Origin of the sequence: Vibrio profundum (assembly GCF_050337555.1) — a bacterium.
Taxonomy (GTDB): Bacteria; Pseudomonadota; Gammaproteobacteria; order Enterobacterales; family Vibrionaceae; genus Vibrio; species Vibrio profundum.
Map to the genome: position 1 here is coordinate 1 of NZ_JAKJTA010000023.1, position 13,372 is coordinate 13,372.

Consider the following 13,372-nt stretch of genomic DNA (forward strand, 5'->3'; position numbering starts at 1 on the left):
TATCTCTTGATACGCCCATCACTTTACAGGCTCTAGATACATTACCCAGCTCTTCAGCAAGATTCAGAAGGCCCGCTTTGTGTTTTATGATTGGATTGCTAGTATGAAGCATGAGAGTTACCTCTTCCTTTGATTTAAGTTTCAGCACCTTAATCAAAGTGGGTAACTCTCTTCTTTTCAAATCGAAGTGTCAGATCTAGTTCAAACTAATACAAATTACAGGCTCAAGAAAATTGAAACCATCTCTATGAATCACACACTTTAATGTATGCCTACAACATCTTCGCCACGCTTGTCTTTTAAACGATTTTGGTCTTTCTTATTAACTGATTTATCTGCATCCAATATAAAAAAACCTCCTGCCAAGGTAAACTCAGCCGGAGGTTAAAAATCGATCACACCTTATTGTAAACGATCAAGCTTAACCCAAAATAACCTCTGTCGGAGTACAACAAAATTTGATCGGAAATTGCTCTATATTGAGAATTTGAAATCAATGGCTATAGCGGCTAAACCTTCATCGACTTTGTCTGTCGATTTAAATCTTGGCGTCTTACGAGAGCACTGTTTAGAGACTGCCTTTTTCTAGTTACTCTTTAACCTTCACGTTCATCAACTGAGAAAGACTCTGCAATTCTTTCAAGCTCTTCTTGCTCTTTCAGCTTAAGTTCTTTTTGAACTGCTGCTTTACGTTCGTTCAGTGCTTTTTTTTCTGACTTCGTCAGAAACTTCACCGCCTTCTTGTTTGAAAGTGCGTACGCAACGATATCTTCACCTTTCTCTCTACGTTCATTTACACGTTGTGAAAAACGCTCGTTGTCGCGTGCTTTGCGTTCTGCTGAACTCAATTTGCTCATTGATATACCTTTATAAAAATAGAATGGTCACTTGTATGCCCTCACGCCGATAGATGAGAACACTTATCTCGCGGATGGCGGGAGTCTAGCATAGGTTGAACTATGCTGTACTCCATATACCACTGTGAATAGCCTCCACTCAAACTGACTCATAGGGATGGGCATACTTATGTGTTTCTGGCTCTAGCTGGTACACATCGTCCAACTTCACGCAGTAGCGAGCGACAAATGCTTTAGGCTTCTTAGAAATTCTACCTACAAAATCTATGACTTCTGGCTCAGATAGAGGAGAGTTGTCTTCGATATCAATAAGCGGCTTTATCCATTTCAAGTTCATCTCAAGCTCATTGGAAACCTCTTGATCAGTGAAGATTAGACACGGAATATTTGAACTGAAAACATGCTTAATCTAATCAAAGTATGATTTGATTACTGAATCTATTCACATCACTGCCACATCGGCCCCTAAGATAGAACCAATACTATCTGGACTGTTATCTTAAATAAAAATCAGGCACTTATTACAAGACCTACTTGACGGTCCAACTACGAATATTCACCTGCTTTTTGTTCCAAGAACAGTTGAAGTTCCGATACTTTTTCGAAAATTTCGGTTGCGGGGTTCTCTGCAGGAAACATATCGTGCTTTCCAGTCCATAGAAGGTGGACACAAGCAAATGTCTGACTGCTAAGGTGCACTATCACGTCATCATTTGCGTCTGTTTTTCCTATTACAACTGGTTTGAGTCCCCAGAGTGGGTGCTTAGGTCCTATTTCTAAATTCAGTGCCTTCTGCATTTTACGCCTCAAGAGGAGGTTTTGCTCTAAACACCACCATGGTTCAGGCCAGTTAATCTTTTCTTTCGGGAAGTTCAGGTCATCTAACTTCGCTAACCCGCTTCGCTTGAAAAAGTTCTTCATACTTTACGTCTGCTGATAATTGACCGCCGATATCTGACAATCACGACAAATGTGCATATAGTATGTTCCTTCCCCGTATTCATGAATTTCATCATTTGATAACTGAGCAACAAACATCATCGTGCTTTCACAACAAGGGCAGGTGAGATAAGAAAAGTCTTGAATCCAAGTTGGCATCCCGCCTATTTGCGAACAAGTCGTAGATACAAGCCAATTAGCTGCATGATGAGCGGACCTGGTGTTAGCTGACATAACTAGAGGCATTACTGGAAGCTTTTCCCATTCACTTAAGTCTTCAGGTAAGTATTCAGGTTTAGTATTGAATCGTGACCACAGGGAGTTGCCTTGAGTATCATACTCCATAAATAGTCCCTCAGAGTAGCTAGCGCATGCATCACACGTAGTGATCTTTAGACATTCTCCTTGAATGCCAAGAAAGTCGAACTTCGAATCAGTAAGGTCAATTTCCAGCAGGTTGGTCAATTCTCTGCCACACCATTGGCATTCATTGTTAGAAGGAGTGCACGTATTACATGTGCTAGGTTTAGAGTCTGCTTTTGCTGCCATTAGTGAATAGCACTTATCAAAAAAGAGATTTCGTTTCTTGTCTAATGAATCAAGATCCCAACCTGCTTCCTGTGAATATTGATAAGGAGGGATATAAAGTTCACCCGACCATTTGGGAGCCTGCCGACTCCATTCGCCAAACTCCATTACTACATCGCTATTGGATGCCCAAGCAAGTGCTAGAAGGATCCGATTGCGGTTTTCTGAATCACGATGAACTTCATTTAAAAGCGTATTAACTACATCTGAAGCAGCATTTTTGAAAATAATGCTCGGATAATATATTTTGTGCTTCAACATGTAGTGATGTAACAACACTACATTGCTATTTCTAAAGGCTACCAACGCAGTGCCAATGGCTTCAATAGAGTCTACGTGTCCAGATTCAGCCTGTTGGATGGCATGCTTGATCAAACTAGATACATCAAACTCAGATAGGTCGCGATAAACGGCCTCGATGGGAGAACATAAAGGCAGATACTCAACCAAAGGGTTATAGGGCCTTTCTTCATGATAGATCTTAATCAACTCTACCGGATCTGATACTCCTGCATATGGATCAACGGTTTTACGATGCTTCTTAATGTAAGCTAACCTAGCTTCATTCTGCATTCTTTGAACACAAGGTATGCAATAGCCTTCATTGTTTGCTGCTGTAAGCACAAGTATCTCAGCATTACATGTATCGTTCTTGCACTCTACTTTTTCGATCATTGACTTACCTTAATCTCCAGATTGCATGAAAGTCGAGTATATCCCATTGCAGGGCTCAATTTGGTAGATAACGCTTCCCATTTACTTCGTTTTCAAATTCACGAGCAAACACATGTGATATCTGTTTAAGTCTTGTACTTCGGTGAAAGGTTTTGGACGAACGTATGTCTGTGTTTACCTATGCTGACCCTTAGGAGATAAAAGAGGAACTTGTCACAGAGGATGCAGACGAAAATCAAGCTCTATTAGACAGTGTGTCGAAGCACTCGGTGCTTTGAACTGGCGTATGTTTCTAAGGTCAACATAGGTATAATCTCAAGGTTTTTTTTAAAATAAAACAGTCACCTGCTGGTTAAAGGTCGATTAACTTCGATAACATACACAAACTAGCAGACCCTTAAAGATGTGAGTTTCCCCGGTAGGATGGAGATATGTTTGGATTGTTCAAAAAAGAAACTGAGTGGCCATTCGATCAGCCAAAGAACTGCGCTGTTTTTACTATTCAGCAAATAATTGAGGGTGAACATCCGATTCAAATTGTATATCACGACTTAGAAGACGGCGGTTGGCAATTTGTTAGTACTATTGAATACACAATGGAAGATGCCAGGCTGGTTGGCCTAGAAGAAATTACCAAGATGGACCCTACCGTGTTCGAAGTCGCGAAGATTGAACCTGGCTTCCACGCATGGCGGAATAAACTTGGTGATAAGTGGACAATAGTTAAAACGTTAGAACACCGAGAAGAGTAAACCAATAAGGCCATCAAACCACGCTCGCCATTTGTGGCCGAAATTATATATCTAGGATGGAGGAGCTATGTTAGGTGAAATCATATTATTGGAGCCCTCTGACATGAAGTCAGTAGTCTTGGAGGAGAAGCCATACTCAACTAGGGAAAGTAAGACATGGAAGCAACTTAATGAATTTCATTTTTCTGGACTCTGGGAAGTAATGGCCAATTTAACAGGTTCCGAGTTTTTTGATTCAGATGTTAAGGCCACCATCTCTCCAGATGGAGAAACTTGGGCATTTGTAATACCAGAAAAGCTGGTTTCTCTGCTAGCAATTCGTACCGGAAAGGACAACACCGAGATAATTTAAGCATGGTCAGAAATTGAAGAGTTTAAGTGGGGCTGGAAACCTTCCGATATAAATAGCCTTTTTTCTGATTTGGTTGATTTTGCAAATAAGTCAAAACCAGGTGGAAAGAGCCTAATTTATTGGAGTAGGCTTTAGTTCATACAAAGCCAAGCAGCAAAGCCCAGTGAAAAACAGGTAAGCTCAGGCGCTGTAAGCGGCGTCATGTACTCCTAGGAGCTGAGTGTTTATGAATCAACACAGTGTAAAAAGTAAGGCCGAACTACTTTCATTGATAAAGTCCCTAGCATCTGAAAATTCTAACTTTTGGGAAAACAGATCGGCGACAGACTTCATCGAAGCTCTTGGAGCATGGTTAAGTGACGCTGAGGGTTACTACAAGAACTTCAATTTAGATATAGATACAACTGAAGCAAGTTGGCAGTTGTTTGCCGATGCATTGCAAGCAGCTCGAAACTACGAGTGATTGAACGTAGAACTAGAAGTGAAAATGCTAGCCGAAAGCCTGTTGCATGAATTAGGAAGTGACACCGATAACTATCAATTTTTTATTCCAGACTGGGAGCCACAAGATTGCACAATGGCAATACGCTGGCTTAAGTCTCATATTTGGGAAGGCTTTAAAGTATCTTTCGAGGTGGACTCAGCAGAGAGCAAAGTTTATGTAAAATCATGGGAAGAAGATTTTGAGTGAATTTGCAAACACACATAACAAAACCATCAAACATCGCACCTCAGGGCTGAACTCTCAAAACTCACTCGCCGTTTATAGCAAACATTAGCTGATTTAGGATACAGCATGGAAAAGCACTTATGGGAGATCTCTCTTGATGACTTAAGAGTAGATCCGATTTGGTATTACAAGCATTGTATCGATAGTGACTATGATGAAACGATTCTATCTCCGGCATCTAGGGTAGTTTGCAAAGATCCTAACGTTGCACTTATAGGTCTTGCGACCTTTCTAGATGCAAAAGGTCAAACATACGAAGGCTACGTACATTTAGGTTTAAAGGCTCTTTGCTACTCTCAACCTTGCCTATTCCTAGAAGGAAAAGCCGTAACTTTATGGTTTGGTAGTGTAAATCCGTCAAGTGAGAACCTTCCTCATATTAACTTCCCTTTGGTTGTCACCTCCACTCAACACTGTGGTGTTGATGCTATGGCATTTGTAATCAAAGGGTTTGATTACATAAAAGAGAATGGTGAAATAGTTAAGCTACACAGCTAATAGATTGTTCAAGAGTAATTCACCGCGCGTAACATTTTTACTGCGCGTTAGTTTAAATGATTAAGCTGCTTGCAGCGGCTTAAGTATTGCGTTATCTCACCCTTTAATAAGGCATTATAAGGCTGCTCTATATGAGTTATGAAGATAGATTTGTAGAATGTTGTAATCATGGGAGGCAGCAAGCAACCTACGTGTGTCAGCATGTGATCGTAAGCCTGCAAGATGGAATCCCAAGAGGTTTTTGGTCTGCTGAACCTGAGGTTGGTCATGAACGACCTGATTCTTGGTGCGATGCTTGTGAAGAGAGAGTTAAGCTTTCTGGCGGAGAATGGGATGATGAATCGGAAGAGTTTGCAGGGGTAACCTTACTTTGTAGCGTTTGCTACGACAATGCCAAACAAATGAATGACTGAGCTAAGGTGCCTAAGAATGGAAGATTTCCCTAAACAACTCATTTCACCGATAAGCGCAAAGTTAATGGGTATCGATGGCAATGTTAATCTAGAGGTAAAACTGCACTCGTTTGTTCTAGAGCTTGAGGGTTATAGTGAGGAGGTCAATACGGAGATCTGTCTAGACGCTATAGACATGCCCGCACATCCAAGTGAACTAGAGTCTTCTTGCTACGATTTTTCAATTAACCCCAGCAGTGGATATATCGATGGCTCAATCTACTTCTTCTCGGCCCATAACCCTGTAGATGTTTCTCGAATCCATTTTGGTGATATTGTCGATGGCAGGCTCTCAGTTTCGATTTTTTCTCGTTGGGCACTTGAGTTTGAGCAAACTGGATTCAAGGACTTCGATATCGTTGTATCGACACATATCAAGTTATAAAAGCCTCGACTCGTGGAACAGCTAATTATGATTAGGGAAAAAGCAAACAATGGCCTGTATGCGTGCCCATGTTGTGGGTATGCAACCTTAGGTGAACCTGCACAATACGAAATTTGTGAGATTTGTTTCTGGGAAGACGATGGTCAGGATCATCTAGAACATAGTGAATTCTTAGGTGGCCCTAACGGGGTTTCGCTAAATGAAGCTAGGTTCAATTTCATTGTCTATGGTGCGGCTGAAAAGAAAGACCTATCTTGGTGTAGAGCACCGAATGAAACAGACATAAACCTGCGAAATTATCAGTTTAAATATGAAGTTGTATCAATGAATAAGGCACGATGAAGAAATCCTCAGAATGAATAAACTTCATTGCTCAAGTCACCCCCCATATTATCTGCATCCAACATAAAAAGCCTCCGACTAAGTTAAACTTAGTCGGAGGCTAAAAAACGATCAGACTTTATTGTAACTGGTCAATCTTTATTACCTTCCGACAAAACCAATTAAATCAACATTATACCCTACTCCACCGTGACTGATTTAGCCAAATTCCGAGGCTGATCGACATCAGTTCCTTTGATTAACGCAACGTAATAGGAAAGAAGCTGCATCGGTATGGTGTAGTAAATCGGCGCAGTAATATCACTGATATGCGGCATGGTGATGATCTTCATCGTGTCATCGGCAGTGAAGCCAGCGTCTTGATCGGCGAACACATACAGCAAGCCGCCGCGTGCGCGCACTTCTTCAATATTGGATTTCAACTTCTCTAGCAGATCATTACTTGGGGCTACAACCACGACTGGCATATCGGCATCGATCAGCGCTAACGGACCGTGTTTTAGTTCACCCGCTGCGTAGGCCTCTGCGTGGATATAGGAAATTTCTTTCAGCTTGAGCGATGCTTCCATGGCGATTGGATAGAACTCACCGCGACCTAAAAACAAGGTATGGTTCTTATCGGCAAAATCTTCGGCTAACGCTTCAATTTGCTCATCGTAAGAGAGAGCGGCGTGAATTTGATCTGGCAGTGCGTGCAACGCCGTGACAATTTCTGCTTCTTTGACGGCATCAATATGCTGTTTTTGTTTACCCAGAGCTGTCACTAACATTAATAACGCTGACAATTGAGTGGTAAAGGCTTTAGTCGAAGCCACTCCAATCTCAGTACCCGCTCGGGTCATGAAAGCGAAATCTGATTCACGTACCAGCGATGAGCCCGCCACGTTACAAATGGTCATTGCCGCCATGTAGCCCTTTTCTTTTGCCAGTCTAAGGGCGGCTAGCGTATCGGCGGTTTCACCGGATTGAGAGATGGTGATCAATAAGCTGTTTGGCCGAGTGACGAACTTGCGGTAACGGAACTCGGAAGCAATTTCAATATCACAGCTGACGCCCGCCAAACCTTCAAACCAATAACGTGCCACCATTCCCGCGTTATAAGAGGTGCCGCAGGCCACAATTTGAATGTGCTCAACTTTACTCAAAATGTCTTGCGCCTTCACGCCAATGCTTTCTGTGATTACCGCATCTTTTGTTAAGCGACCTTCCATTGTATTCATAAGCGCTTGCGGCTGCTCAAACACCTCTTTTTGCATAAAGTGACGATATTGCCCTTTGTCCGCTGCATCATGTTCTGCGTTCGATTCTACAATTTCGCGTGTGACAGGTTTACCCATCACATCAAAAACATTCACGTCACGGCGAGTCATCTCAGCGACATCACCTTCTTCAAGATACATAAAACGGCGAGTCACATTTAGCAGCGCTAGCTGATCAGAGGCTAAGAAATTTTCCCCAACACCAAAACCAATAACAATTGGGCTGCCAGAACGAGCCACTACCAAGCGGCTAGGATCACGGCGATCCATCACCACAGTGCCATAGGCCCCTTGCAGCTGACTGGCCGTGTTTTGCAGCGCCTCAACCAAAGAGTCGGTTTTTCTCAGCTCCCACTCAACTAAGTGAGCAATTACTTCGGTGTCAGTTTGGGAATCAAAAGAGTAACCGCGATCACGCAGTATTTGGCGCAACTCTTCGTGGTTTTCAATGATACCATTGTGTACCACTGTGATATCACCCGACATATGTGGGTGCGCATTGGCTTCAGAAGGTTCACCGTGCGTCGCCCAGCGAGTATGCGCGATACCCGTGCCGCCAATGACATCTTCTTCGCCCACGGCCTCAACCAACTGCTGAACTTTGCCCAAACGGCGTAAGCGAGTCAGCTGATTTTTTGAATCGACCACAGCAACACCGGCGGAATCGTATCCGCGATATTCCAGTCGACGTAATCCTTCAATCAAGATTTCCGCAACATCACGCTGCGCTACTGCACCGACGATTCCACACATATTATTTCTCCGTATTCAAAATTGTTGTTCGGTCAATTTGCTAATCAAATTGAGTCAAAAATTAGTTTTGCGCATCGATTTCACATCAAATGTGCCGCACTGAAAGGGTTATACACACACCACGGTAATTCCATGGGCTTCAATGCTTTTTTTATCTTCTTTAGAGAGATCGCTATCGGTAATAACAACATCGATAACATCCCAGCTAAGCTCTAAGTTAGGAATTTTTCTACCCATTTTCTTTGATTCGATCATGACAATCACTTCGCGTGATACTTCTGCCATCACCTTACTTAAGCCAACCATTTCATTGAACGTTGTTGTCCCTCTAGCAAGGTCGATGCCATCGGCACCAATAAACAATTGGTCAAAGTCGTATGAACGTAACACGGACTCAGCCACCAAACCTTGAAATGCCTCAGATCGTTTATCCCAAGTGCCCCCGGTCATCAATACGGTCGGCTCGTTCTCAAGCTCGTTAAGTGCATTAGCAACGTTGAGAGAATTCGTCATCACTACAAGACCGTGTTTTTGGTTCAACTGCTGGATCAGTGCGCTCGTTGTACTGCCGCTATCAATGACGATGCGGTTGTGGTCGCGAATAAGATTGACGGCCGCTTCACCTAATAAAATCTTTCGAGCTGAAACTTTTTGACTAAGTTCTTCGCTCACGACTTCTTTCGGCAAAGCAATCGCGCCACCGTAGCGGCGCAACAATTGGCCATTCTCTTCTAATGAGGCTAAGTCTTTGCGGATAGTGACTTCTGAGGTATTAAACTGGCTGGCAAGCTCTTCAACACTGGCCTCACCTTTTTCATTAACCAAGTGAGAGATGGCGTGTCTTCTGAACTGAGTGTTTCGCTTCGACATGAAATGTTGATCTGTAAGTTTCGATTCAAAACTTATGGTAATCGATTCGTAAGTTATTTGTCTATTTATTTTGAGGCGAAAAATTATTTCTTGTAGTAAAACCTTGCTCTAAAACACCCCTTAAGAAGTGATATTGAAAGCATTCAGTGGTAGAATCCGCACCTGAAAAGAAAAAAAATTACATAAATTGTTCATAATTTCGTCCATTTCTAGCCTTTACACTAGGGGTGGGTCACAGAATTTAGTTATTTTATAACTAAATTCTGTGAAAGAGTTACAGCGATGAAGAGTGCACCCTTTGGTTTGGCGAGCCTGATTTCTGCCGCCCACCCGTGCTCGCTTCAGTCCGCCATCAAATTTCAAATTGTAACTATGTTTACCGGAGAATATCTTCCATGAAAAAGACCAAAATCGTATGTACGATTGGCCCAAAAACTGAATCTGTCGAGAAACTTACTGAACTAGTTAACGCTGGTATGAACGTAATGCGCCTTAACTTCTCTCACGGAGATTTTGCTGAGCACGGCACTCGTATCGCGAACTTCCGCACTGTGATGGAAGAGTCTGGCAATCAGCTTGCTATTCTTTTGGATACTAAAGGTCCAGAAATCCGCACGATCAAGCTAGAAAATGGCGACGATGTTGATCTAGTGGCTGACCAAGAGTTCACTTTCACCACTGATACAAGTGTTGTAGGTAACAAAAACACAGTTGCAGTTACATATGCAGGCTTTGCAGGCGACCTAACGGTTGGCAACACTATTCTGGTCGACGATGGTTTGATCGAAATGGAAGTGCTAGCAACGACTGACACTGAAGTTAAGTGTAAAGTTCTGAACAACGGCGCACTCGGTGAAAACAAAGGTGTTAACCTTCCTGGCGTATCAGTTAACCTTCCTGCTCTTTCTGAGAAAGACAAAGCTGACCTTAAATTCGGCTGTGAGCAAGACGTTGACTTCGTTGCTGCTTCTTTCATCCGTAAAGGCGACGACGTGCGTGAAATCCGTGAACTGCTAAACGCTCACGGCGGCGAGAACATCCACATCATCTCAAAAATCGAAAACCAAGAAGGTGTCGATAATTTTGATGAAATCCTAGAGCTTTCTGACGGCATTATGGTTGCTCGTGGCGACCTAGGTGTAGAGATTCCAGCTGAAGAAGTTATCTTTGCTCAGAAAATGATGATCGAGAAATGTAACCGTGCACGTAAGATGGTTATCACAGCAACGCAAATGCTGGATTCTATGATCAAAAACCCTCGTCCAACACGTGCAGAAGCGGGTGACGTAGCGAACGCTATCATGGACGGTACCGATGCAGTGATGCTATCTGGTGAAACAGCGAAAGGTAAATACCCTGTTGAAGCCGTGACTATCATGGCGCAAATCGCTAACCGTACTGATTCAGCACTGAAAGCTGAGCTAAGCTCTCGCCTAGATAGCCCACGCCTACGTATCACTGAAGCGGTATGTAAAGGTGCAGTTGATACAGCTGAAAAGCTGGCGGCGCCTCTCATCGTTGTCGCGACAGAAGGCGGTAAGTCTGCGCGTTCTATCCGTAAGTACTTCCCAACTGCAAATATTCTGGCATTAACAACTAACCAGAAAACCGCAGCTCAGCTAGTGCTAACGAAAGGTGTCATGCCAATTCTTGTTGATTCTATCGACAGCACTGACGCTTTCTACCTAAGCGGTAAAGAACTCGCGCTAGAAACTGGCCTAGGTAACAAAGGCGATATCGTCATCATGGTCTCTGGTGCGCTTGTTCCTTCTGGCACAACGAACACGGCTTCTGTTCACGTACTGTAAGTATTCGAGCAAGTCAAAAAAGGAGGGCCTAGGCTCTCCTTTTTAATTTCTGAAACTTTTATTATCGAGACTTTTTGTACTCGATTTTTTTATTATTGGAACCCGTTATTCTCGAAATAGTTTCTCAATATTTCGCAACAACGAAGTCCCCTTAACCGGTAATATCTTTGCGATGAGTGAATATTAATAATGCCATCAAGAAGAAATACAACGCACTGATTTTAATGCTCAATATTGCTAACCCGCCAACAGTCGCTCTAACAAGAAAACGATTGATCATGTTTACTACCTCATAGAGTCAAGTGCACTGCCGTCCGTTATATGTTGACTCGGTTATTAGACTGATGGACTCCGCACCAACCCGATCATAGAGGATCTAGGTGATCCAATTTTCACAGGGCAGCAAGAAGACCCCCTGAAACCAACCAACCTACTTTGCTCTAATTATCTAGTTTGTAAATAACATTGACGCGATCTCGTATCACAATACTTGAGTCTTGATAACTGTCATTTTGCTTGCGGGAGTCCATCGCCATCGCTCGCATCAGCACAGGTGGGTTATTCGGCGCGTTATAATCGATTTGCCAAACCTTCTCTAGATGAGTATTAAACCCTTTGGCCAGCGAGTTGGCTTTTGCATTTGCATCTTTAATTGCCGCCATTCGTGCTCGGCGCTGAAACTTAGCCTCGTCTTTGACTTTCAATTGGATGTTGTTTACTTGAGTGATGCCATCTTTGAGCGCCAAATCTAAGTAACCGTTAAGCTTGCTAAGATCGTTCACCACCACGTGGATACTGCGACTGGCTTGGTAGCCGATAAGCTGAGGCTTTTGATTCTTTGGGTAACGATATTGCGGAGCAAGATATAAGTTCGAACTGTGAATGTTGTCGGCTGCCATACCAGACTTTTTCAACCCGACTAAATATTTCTCAACCACACTATCCACAGCGTGTTTGGCTTTTTCTGCGCTCGGCTCCGTCTCAACCACTTTAACCGAAAACTCTGCCATATCAGGCTTAGCAACAACCTCACCGTAGCCCGTGGTCACTAAATGTGGAAAGTCAGGTGACTCAGCCAACGCATAACCACTCACCAAAGCCGATAAGGCTATCGCACCCGCCAACAATTTTTTCATAATTCTACCTGTCTAATTATCACTTCTGTTGCTATTTGACCGTCACTTAATCAATTAATTCAAATAGATGGTTAAATTTCTCATGATATGAACTCGAAGAGTCGCTACTTACTCATATGCAGATCCATTTGTGGGAATGGGATGTCGATGCCGTTCGCATCCAAGGCTTCTTTTATCGCTTGGGTTGAATCGTAATAAACTGGCCAGTAATCAGAAGTATTACACCAAGGTCTCACCACCAAATTAACGGAAGAATCCGCCAGCGCGAGAACGCCGATGGTAATGTCAGGATCTTTCAAAATACGCAGATCTTTTTCCAATGTTTCTCTGATCACTTTTTTGGTCAGCTGTAAATCTGCGCTGTACGAAACCCCCACCGTCAAATCAACGCGGCGTGTGGTATGTTTGGAGTAATTAGTGATAGCGCCACCAATCACCGATGAGTTAGGGATAACTACCATTTTATTATCTGCCGTTTTCAAAATGGTCTGAAAAATATGGATGGCTTCCACCGAACCTGACACACCGCCAGCCACCACAAAATCACCAGATTTAAATGGTCGAAACGCGACAATCAGCACGCCTGCGGCAAAGTTTGATAACACCCCCTGCAGCGCTAGACCCACCGCTAGTCCAGCCGCCGCTAACACAGCCACCACAGACGCCGTTTGCACGCCAATTCTGCTCAGCGCGGCAATCAAAGCGATAATAAACACCAAATAACGCACGAGGCCGGAAATAAATTCAGCGACCGCTTTGTCCATTTGTTTATTTTCTAGCAGCTTAAGCATGCTATTACTGATGATTTTGGCCACGAGATAACCAATAATCAAAATGACGATGGCCGCAACAATATTCACGCTGTATTGGAGCATTAAGTCGGAATGCTTGGCCAACCATAGCTCGGCTTGCTCGAGATGAGTGCTCATTGATGTGGACTGATATAAAGATCCTGTCTCTGTGGTCATTTCCGTGC

At 43.2% G+C, this 13,372-nt stretch carries 19 protein-coding genes; 9 read left to right on the forward strand and 10 right to left on the reverse strand.

All coding sequences use genetic code 11. The features are described from left to right. The 5 genes from L4C34_RS17780 to L4C34_RS17800 form a co-directional block, all read right to left on the reverse strand. Positions 1-112, reverse strand: a 112-nt coding sequence (locus L4C34_RS17780) for a helix-turn-helix domain-containing protein (protein ID WP_428790735.1), incomplete at its 3' end; no start/stop codon positions are given. A gap of 484 nt (positions 113-596) precedes the next feature. Further along, positions 597-857 (reverse strand): DNA polymerase III subunit epsilon, encoded by a 261-nt coding sequence (locus L4C34_RS17785; protein ID WP_428790676.1) that lies wholly within the window; start codon positions 855-857, stop codon positions 597-599. Between the two features lie 139 nt (positions 858-996). After that, positions 997-1,194 (reverse strand): hypothetical protein, encoded by a 198-nt coding sequence (locus tag L4C34_RS17790; protein WP_428790677.1) that lies wholly within the window; start codon positions 1,192-1,194, stop codon positions 997-999. A gap of 209 nt (positions 1,195-1,403) precedes the next feature. Further along, a complete protein-coding gene (locus L4C34_RS17795) occupies positions 1,404-1,778 on the reverse strand; it encodes a hypothetical protein (protein ID WP_428790678.1) in 375 nt (124 codons plus the stop codon). A gap of 3 nt (positions 1,779-1,781) precedes the next feature. Then, entirely contained in the window at positions 1,782-3,059 is a 1,278-nt protein-coding gene (locus tag L4C34_RS17800; protein ID WP_428790679.1) for a hypothetical protein, read from the reverse strand. 431 nt (positions 3,060-3,490) lie between these two features. Between L4C34_RS17800 and L4C34_RS17805 the strand changes: the two genes are divergently transcribed. The 8 genes from L4C34_RS17805 to L4C34_RS17840 all read left to right on the forward strand — a co-directional run bounded on the left by L4C34_RS17805 (position 3,491) and on the right by L4C34_RS17840 (position 6,570). Beyond that, on the forward strand, positions 3,491-3,811 hold the full coding sequence (locus L4C34_RS17805; RefSeq protein ID WP_428790680.1) for a hypothetical protein: 321 nt from the start codon (positions 3,491-3,493) through the stop codon (positions 3,809-3,811). A gap of 103 nt (positions 3,812-3,914) precedes the next feature. Further along, on the forward strand, positions 3,915-4,163 hold the full coding sequence (locus L4C34_RS17810) for a hypothetical protein (protein ID WP_428790681.1): 249 nt from the start codon (positions 3,915-3,917) through the stop codon (positions 4,161-4,163). Between the two features lie 226 nt (positions 4,164-4,389). Beyond that, entirely contained in the window at positions 4,390-4,626 is a 237-nt protein-coding gene (locus tag L4C34_RS17815; RefSeq protein WP_428790682.1) for a DUF7660 family protein, read from the forward strand. Further along, positions 4,627-4,854 carry a hypothetical protein gene (locus L4C34_RS17820; RefSeq protein ID WP_428790683.1) on the forward strand — a complete coding sequence of 76 codons (228 nt, stop codon included), beginning with the start codon at positions 4,627-4,629 and terminating at the stop codon, positions 4,852-4,854. It begins immediately after the preceding gene. 105 nt (positions 4,855-4,959) lie between these two features. Continuing rightward, on the forward strand, positions 4,960-5,391 hold the full coding sequence (locus tag L4C34_RS17825; RefSeq protein WP_428790684.1) for a hypothetical protein: 432 nt from the start codon (positions 4,960-4,962) through the stop codon (positions 5,389-5,391). 131 nt (positions 5,392-5,522) lie between these two features. Next, entirely contained in the window at positions 5,523-5,804 is a 282-nt protein-coding gene (locus L4C34_RS17830) for a hypothetical protein (protein ID WP_428790685.1), read from the forward strand. A 16-nt stretch (positions 5,805-5,820) separates the two neighbouring features. Further along, entirely contained in the window at positions 5,821-6,228 is a 408-nt protein-coding gene (locus tag L4C34_RS17835; protein WP_428790686.1) for a hypothetical protein, read from the forward strand. Between the two features lie 27 nt (positions 6,229-6,255). Continuing rightward, positions 6,256-6,570: a CPCC family cysteine-rich protein gene (locus L4C34_RS17840; protein WP_428790687.1), complete on the forward strand. Its 315-nt coding sequence runs from the start codon at positions 6,256-6,258 to the stop codon at positions 6,568-6,570. A gap of 179 nt (positions 6,571-6,749) precedes the next feature. Here L4C34_RS17840 and glmS read toward each other — a convergent pair whose 3' ends face one another. Next, positions 6,750-8,582: a glutamine--fructose-6-phosphate transaminase (isomerizing) gene (gene glmS, locus L4C34_RS17845; protein ID WP_428790688.1), complete on the reverse strand. Its 1,833-nt coding sequence runs from the start codon at positions 8,580-8,582 to the stop codon at positions 6,750-6,752. Between the two features lie 108 nt (positions 8,583-8,690). Next, positions 8,691-9,452 carry a DeoR/GlpR family DNA-binding transcription regulator gene (locus tag L4C34_RS17850; protein WP_428790689.1) on the reverse strand — a complete coding sequence of 254 codons (762 nt, stop codon included), beginning with the start codon at positions 9,450-9,452 and terminating at the stop codon, positions 8,691-8,693. Between the two features lie 395 nt (positions 9,453-9,847). On the opposite strand from L4C34_RS17850, the gene pykF reads away from it, so the two are divergent. Continuing rightward, positions 9,848-11,260 carry a pyruvate kinase PykF gene (gene pykF, locus L4C34_RS17855; protein ID WP_428790690.1) on the forward strand — a complete coding sequence of 471 codons (1,413 nt, stop codon included), beginning with the start codon at positions 9,848-9,850 and terminating at the stop codon, positions 11,258-11,260. Positions 11,261-11,411: 151 nt separating this feature from the next. Here the strand turns inward: pykF and L4C34_RS17860 are convergent, their stop codons facing one another. The 3 genes from L4C34_RS17860 to L4C34_RS17870 form a co-directional block, all read right to left on the reverse strand. Next, positions 11,412-11,540: a hypothetical protein gene (locus tag L4C34_RS17860; RefSeq protein ID WP_428790691.1), complete on the reverse strand. Its 129-nt coding sequence runs from the start codon at positions 11,538-11,540 to the stop codon at positions 11,412-11,414. Positions 11,541-11,700: 160 nt separating this feature from the next. After that, a complete protein-coding gene (locus L4C34_RS17865) occupies positions 11,701-12,396 on the reverse strand; it encodes an oxidative stress defense protein (RefSeq protein WP_428790692.1) in 696 nt (231 codons plus the stop codon). A gap of 104 nt (positions 12,397-12,500) precedes the next feature. After that, positions 12,501-13,325, reverse strand: a complete 825-nt coding sequence (locus L4C34_RS17870; protein ID WP_428790736.1) for a mechanosensitive ion channel domain-containing protein — start codon at positions 13,323-13,325, stop codon at positions 12,501-12,503. Positions 13,326-13,372 lie beyond the last annotated feature (47 nt).

Bases quoted from the DNA above. Each gene is read 5' to 3' on its own strand.
- L4C34_RS17805 (WP_428790680.1), top strand. From the start codon at position 3,491: ATGTTTGGATTGTTCAAAAAAGAAACTGAGTGGCCATTCGATCAGCCA.
- L4C34_RS17860 (WP_428790691.1), bottom strand. From the start codon at position 11,540: ATGATCAATCGTTTTCTTGTTAGAGCGACTGTTGGCGGGTTAGCAATA.
- L4C34_RS17800 (WP_428790679.1), bottom strand. From the start codon at position 3,059: ATGATCGAAAAAGTAGAGTGCAAGAACGATACATGTAATGCTGAGATA.
- L4C34_RS17830 (WP_428790685.1), top strand. From the start codon at position 5,523: ATGAGTTATGAAGATAGATTTGTAGAATGTTGTAATCATGGGAGGCAG.
- glmS (WP_428790688.1), bottom strand. From the start codon at position 8,582: ATGTGTGGAATCGTCGGTGCAGTAGCGCAGCGTGATGTTGCGGAAATC.
- L4C34_RS17850 (WP_428790689.1), bottom strand. From the start codon at position 9,452: ATGTCGAAGCGAAACACTCAGTTCAGAAGACACGCCATCTCTCACTTG.
- L4C34_RS17840 (WP_428790687.1), top strand. From the start codon at position 6,256: ATGATTAGGGAAAAAGCAAACAATGGCCTGTATGCGTGCCCATGTTGT.
- L4C34_RS17815 (WP_428790682.1), top strand. From the start codon at position 4,390: ATGAATCAACACAGTGTAAAAAGTAAGGCCGAACTACTTTCATTGATA.
- L4C34_RS17870 (WP_428790736.1), bottom strand. From the start codon at position 13,325: ATGAGCACTCATCTCGAGCAAGCCGAGCTATGGTTGGCCAAGCATTCC.
- L4C34_RS17825 (WP_428790684.1), top strand. From the start codon at position 4,960: ATGGAAAAGCACTTATGGGAGATCTCTCTTGATGACTTAAGAGTAGAT.
- L4C34_RS17835 (WP_428790686.1), top strand. From the start codon at position 5,821: ATGGAAGATTTCCCTAAACAACTCATTTCACCGATAAGCGCAAAGTTA.
- L4C34_RS17795 (WP_428790678.1), bottom strand. From the start codon at position 1,778: ATGAAGAACTTTTTCAAGCGAAGCGGGTTAGCGAAGTTAGATGACCTG.
- L4C34_RS17865 (WP_428790692.1), bottom strand. From the start codon at position 12,396: ATGAAAAAATTGTTGGCGGGTGCGATAGCCTTATCGGCTTTGGTGAGT.
- L4C34_RS17785 (WP_428790676.1), bottom strand. From the start codon at position 857: ATGAGCAAATTGAGTTCAGCAGAACGCAAAGCACGCGACAACGAGCGT.
- L4C34_RS17790 (WP_428790677.1), bottom strand. From the start codon at position 1,194: ATGAACTTGAAATGGATAAAGCCGCTTATTGATATCGAAGACAACTCT.
- L4C34_RS17810 (WP_428790681.1), top strand. From the start codon at position 3,915: ATGAAGTCAGTAGTCTTGGAGGAGAAGCCATACTCAACTAGGGAAAGT.
- pykF (WP_428790690.1), top strand. From the start codon at position 9,848: ATGAAAAAGACCAAAATCGTATGTACGATTGGCCCAAAAACTGAATCT.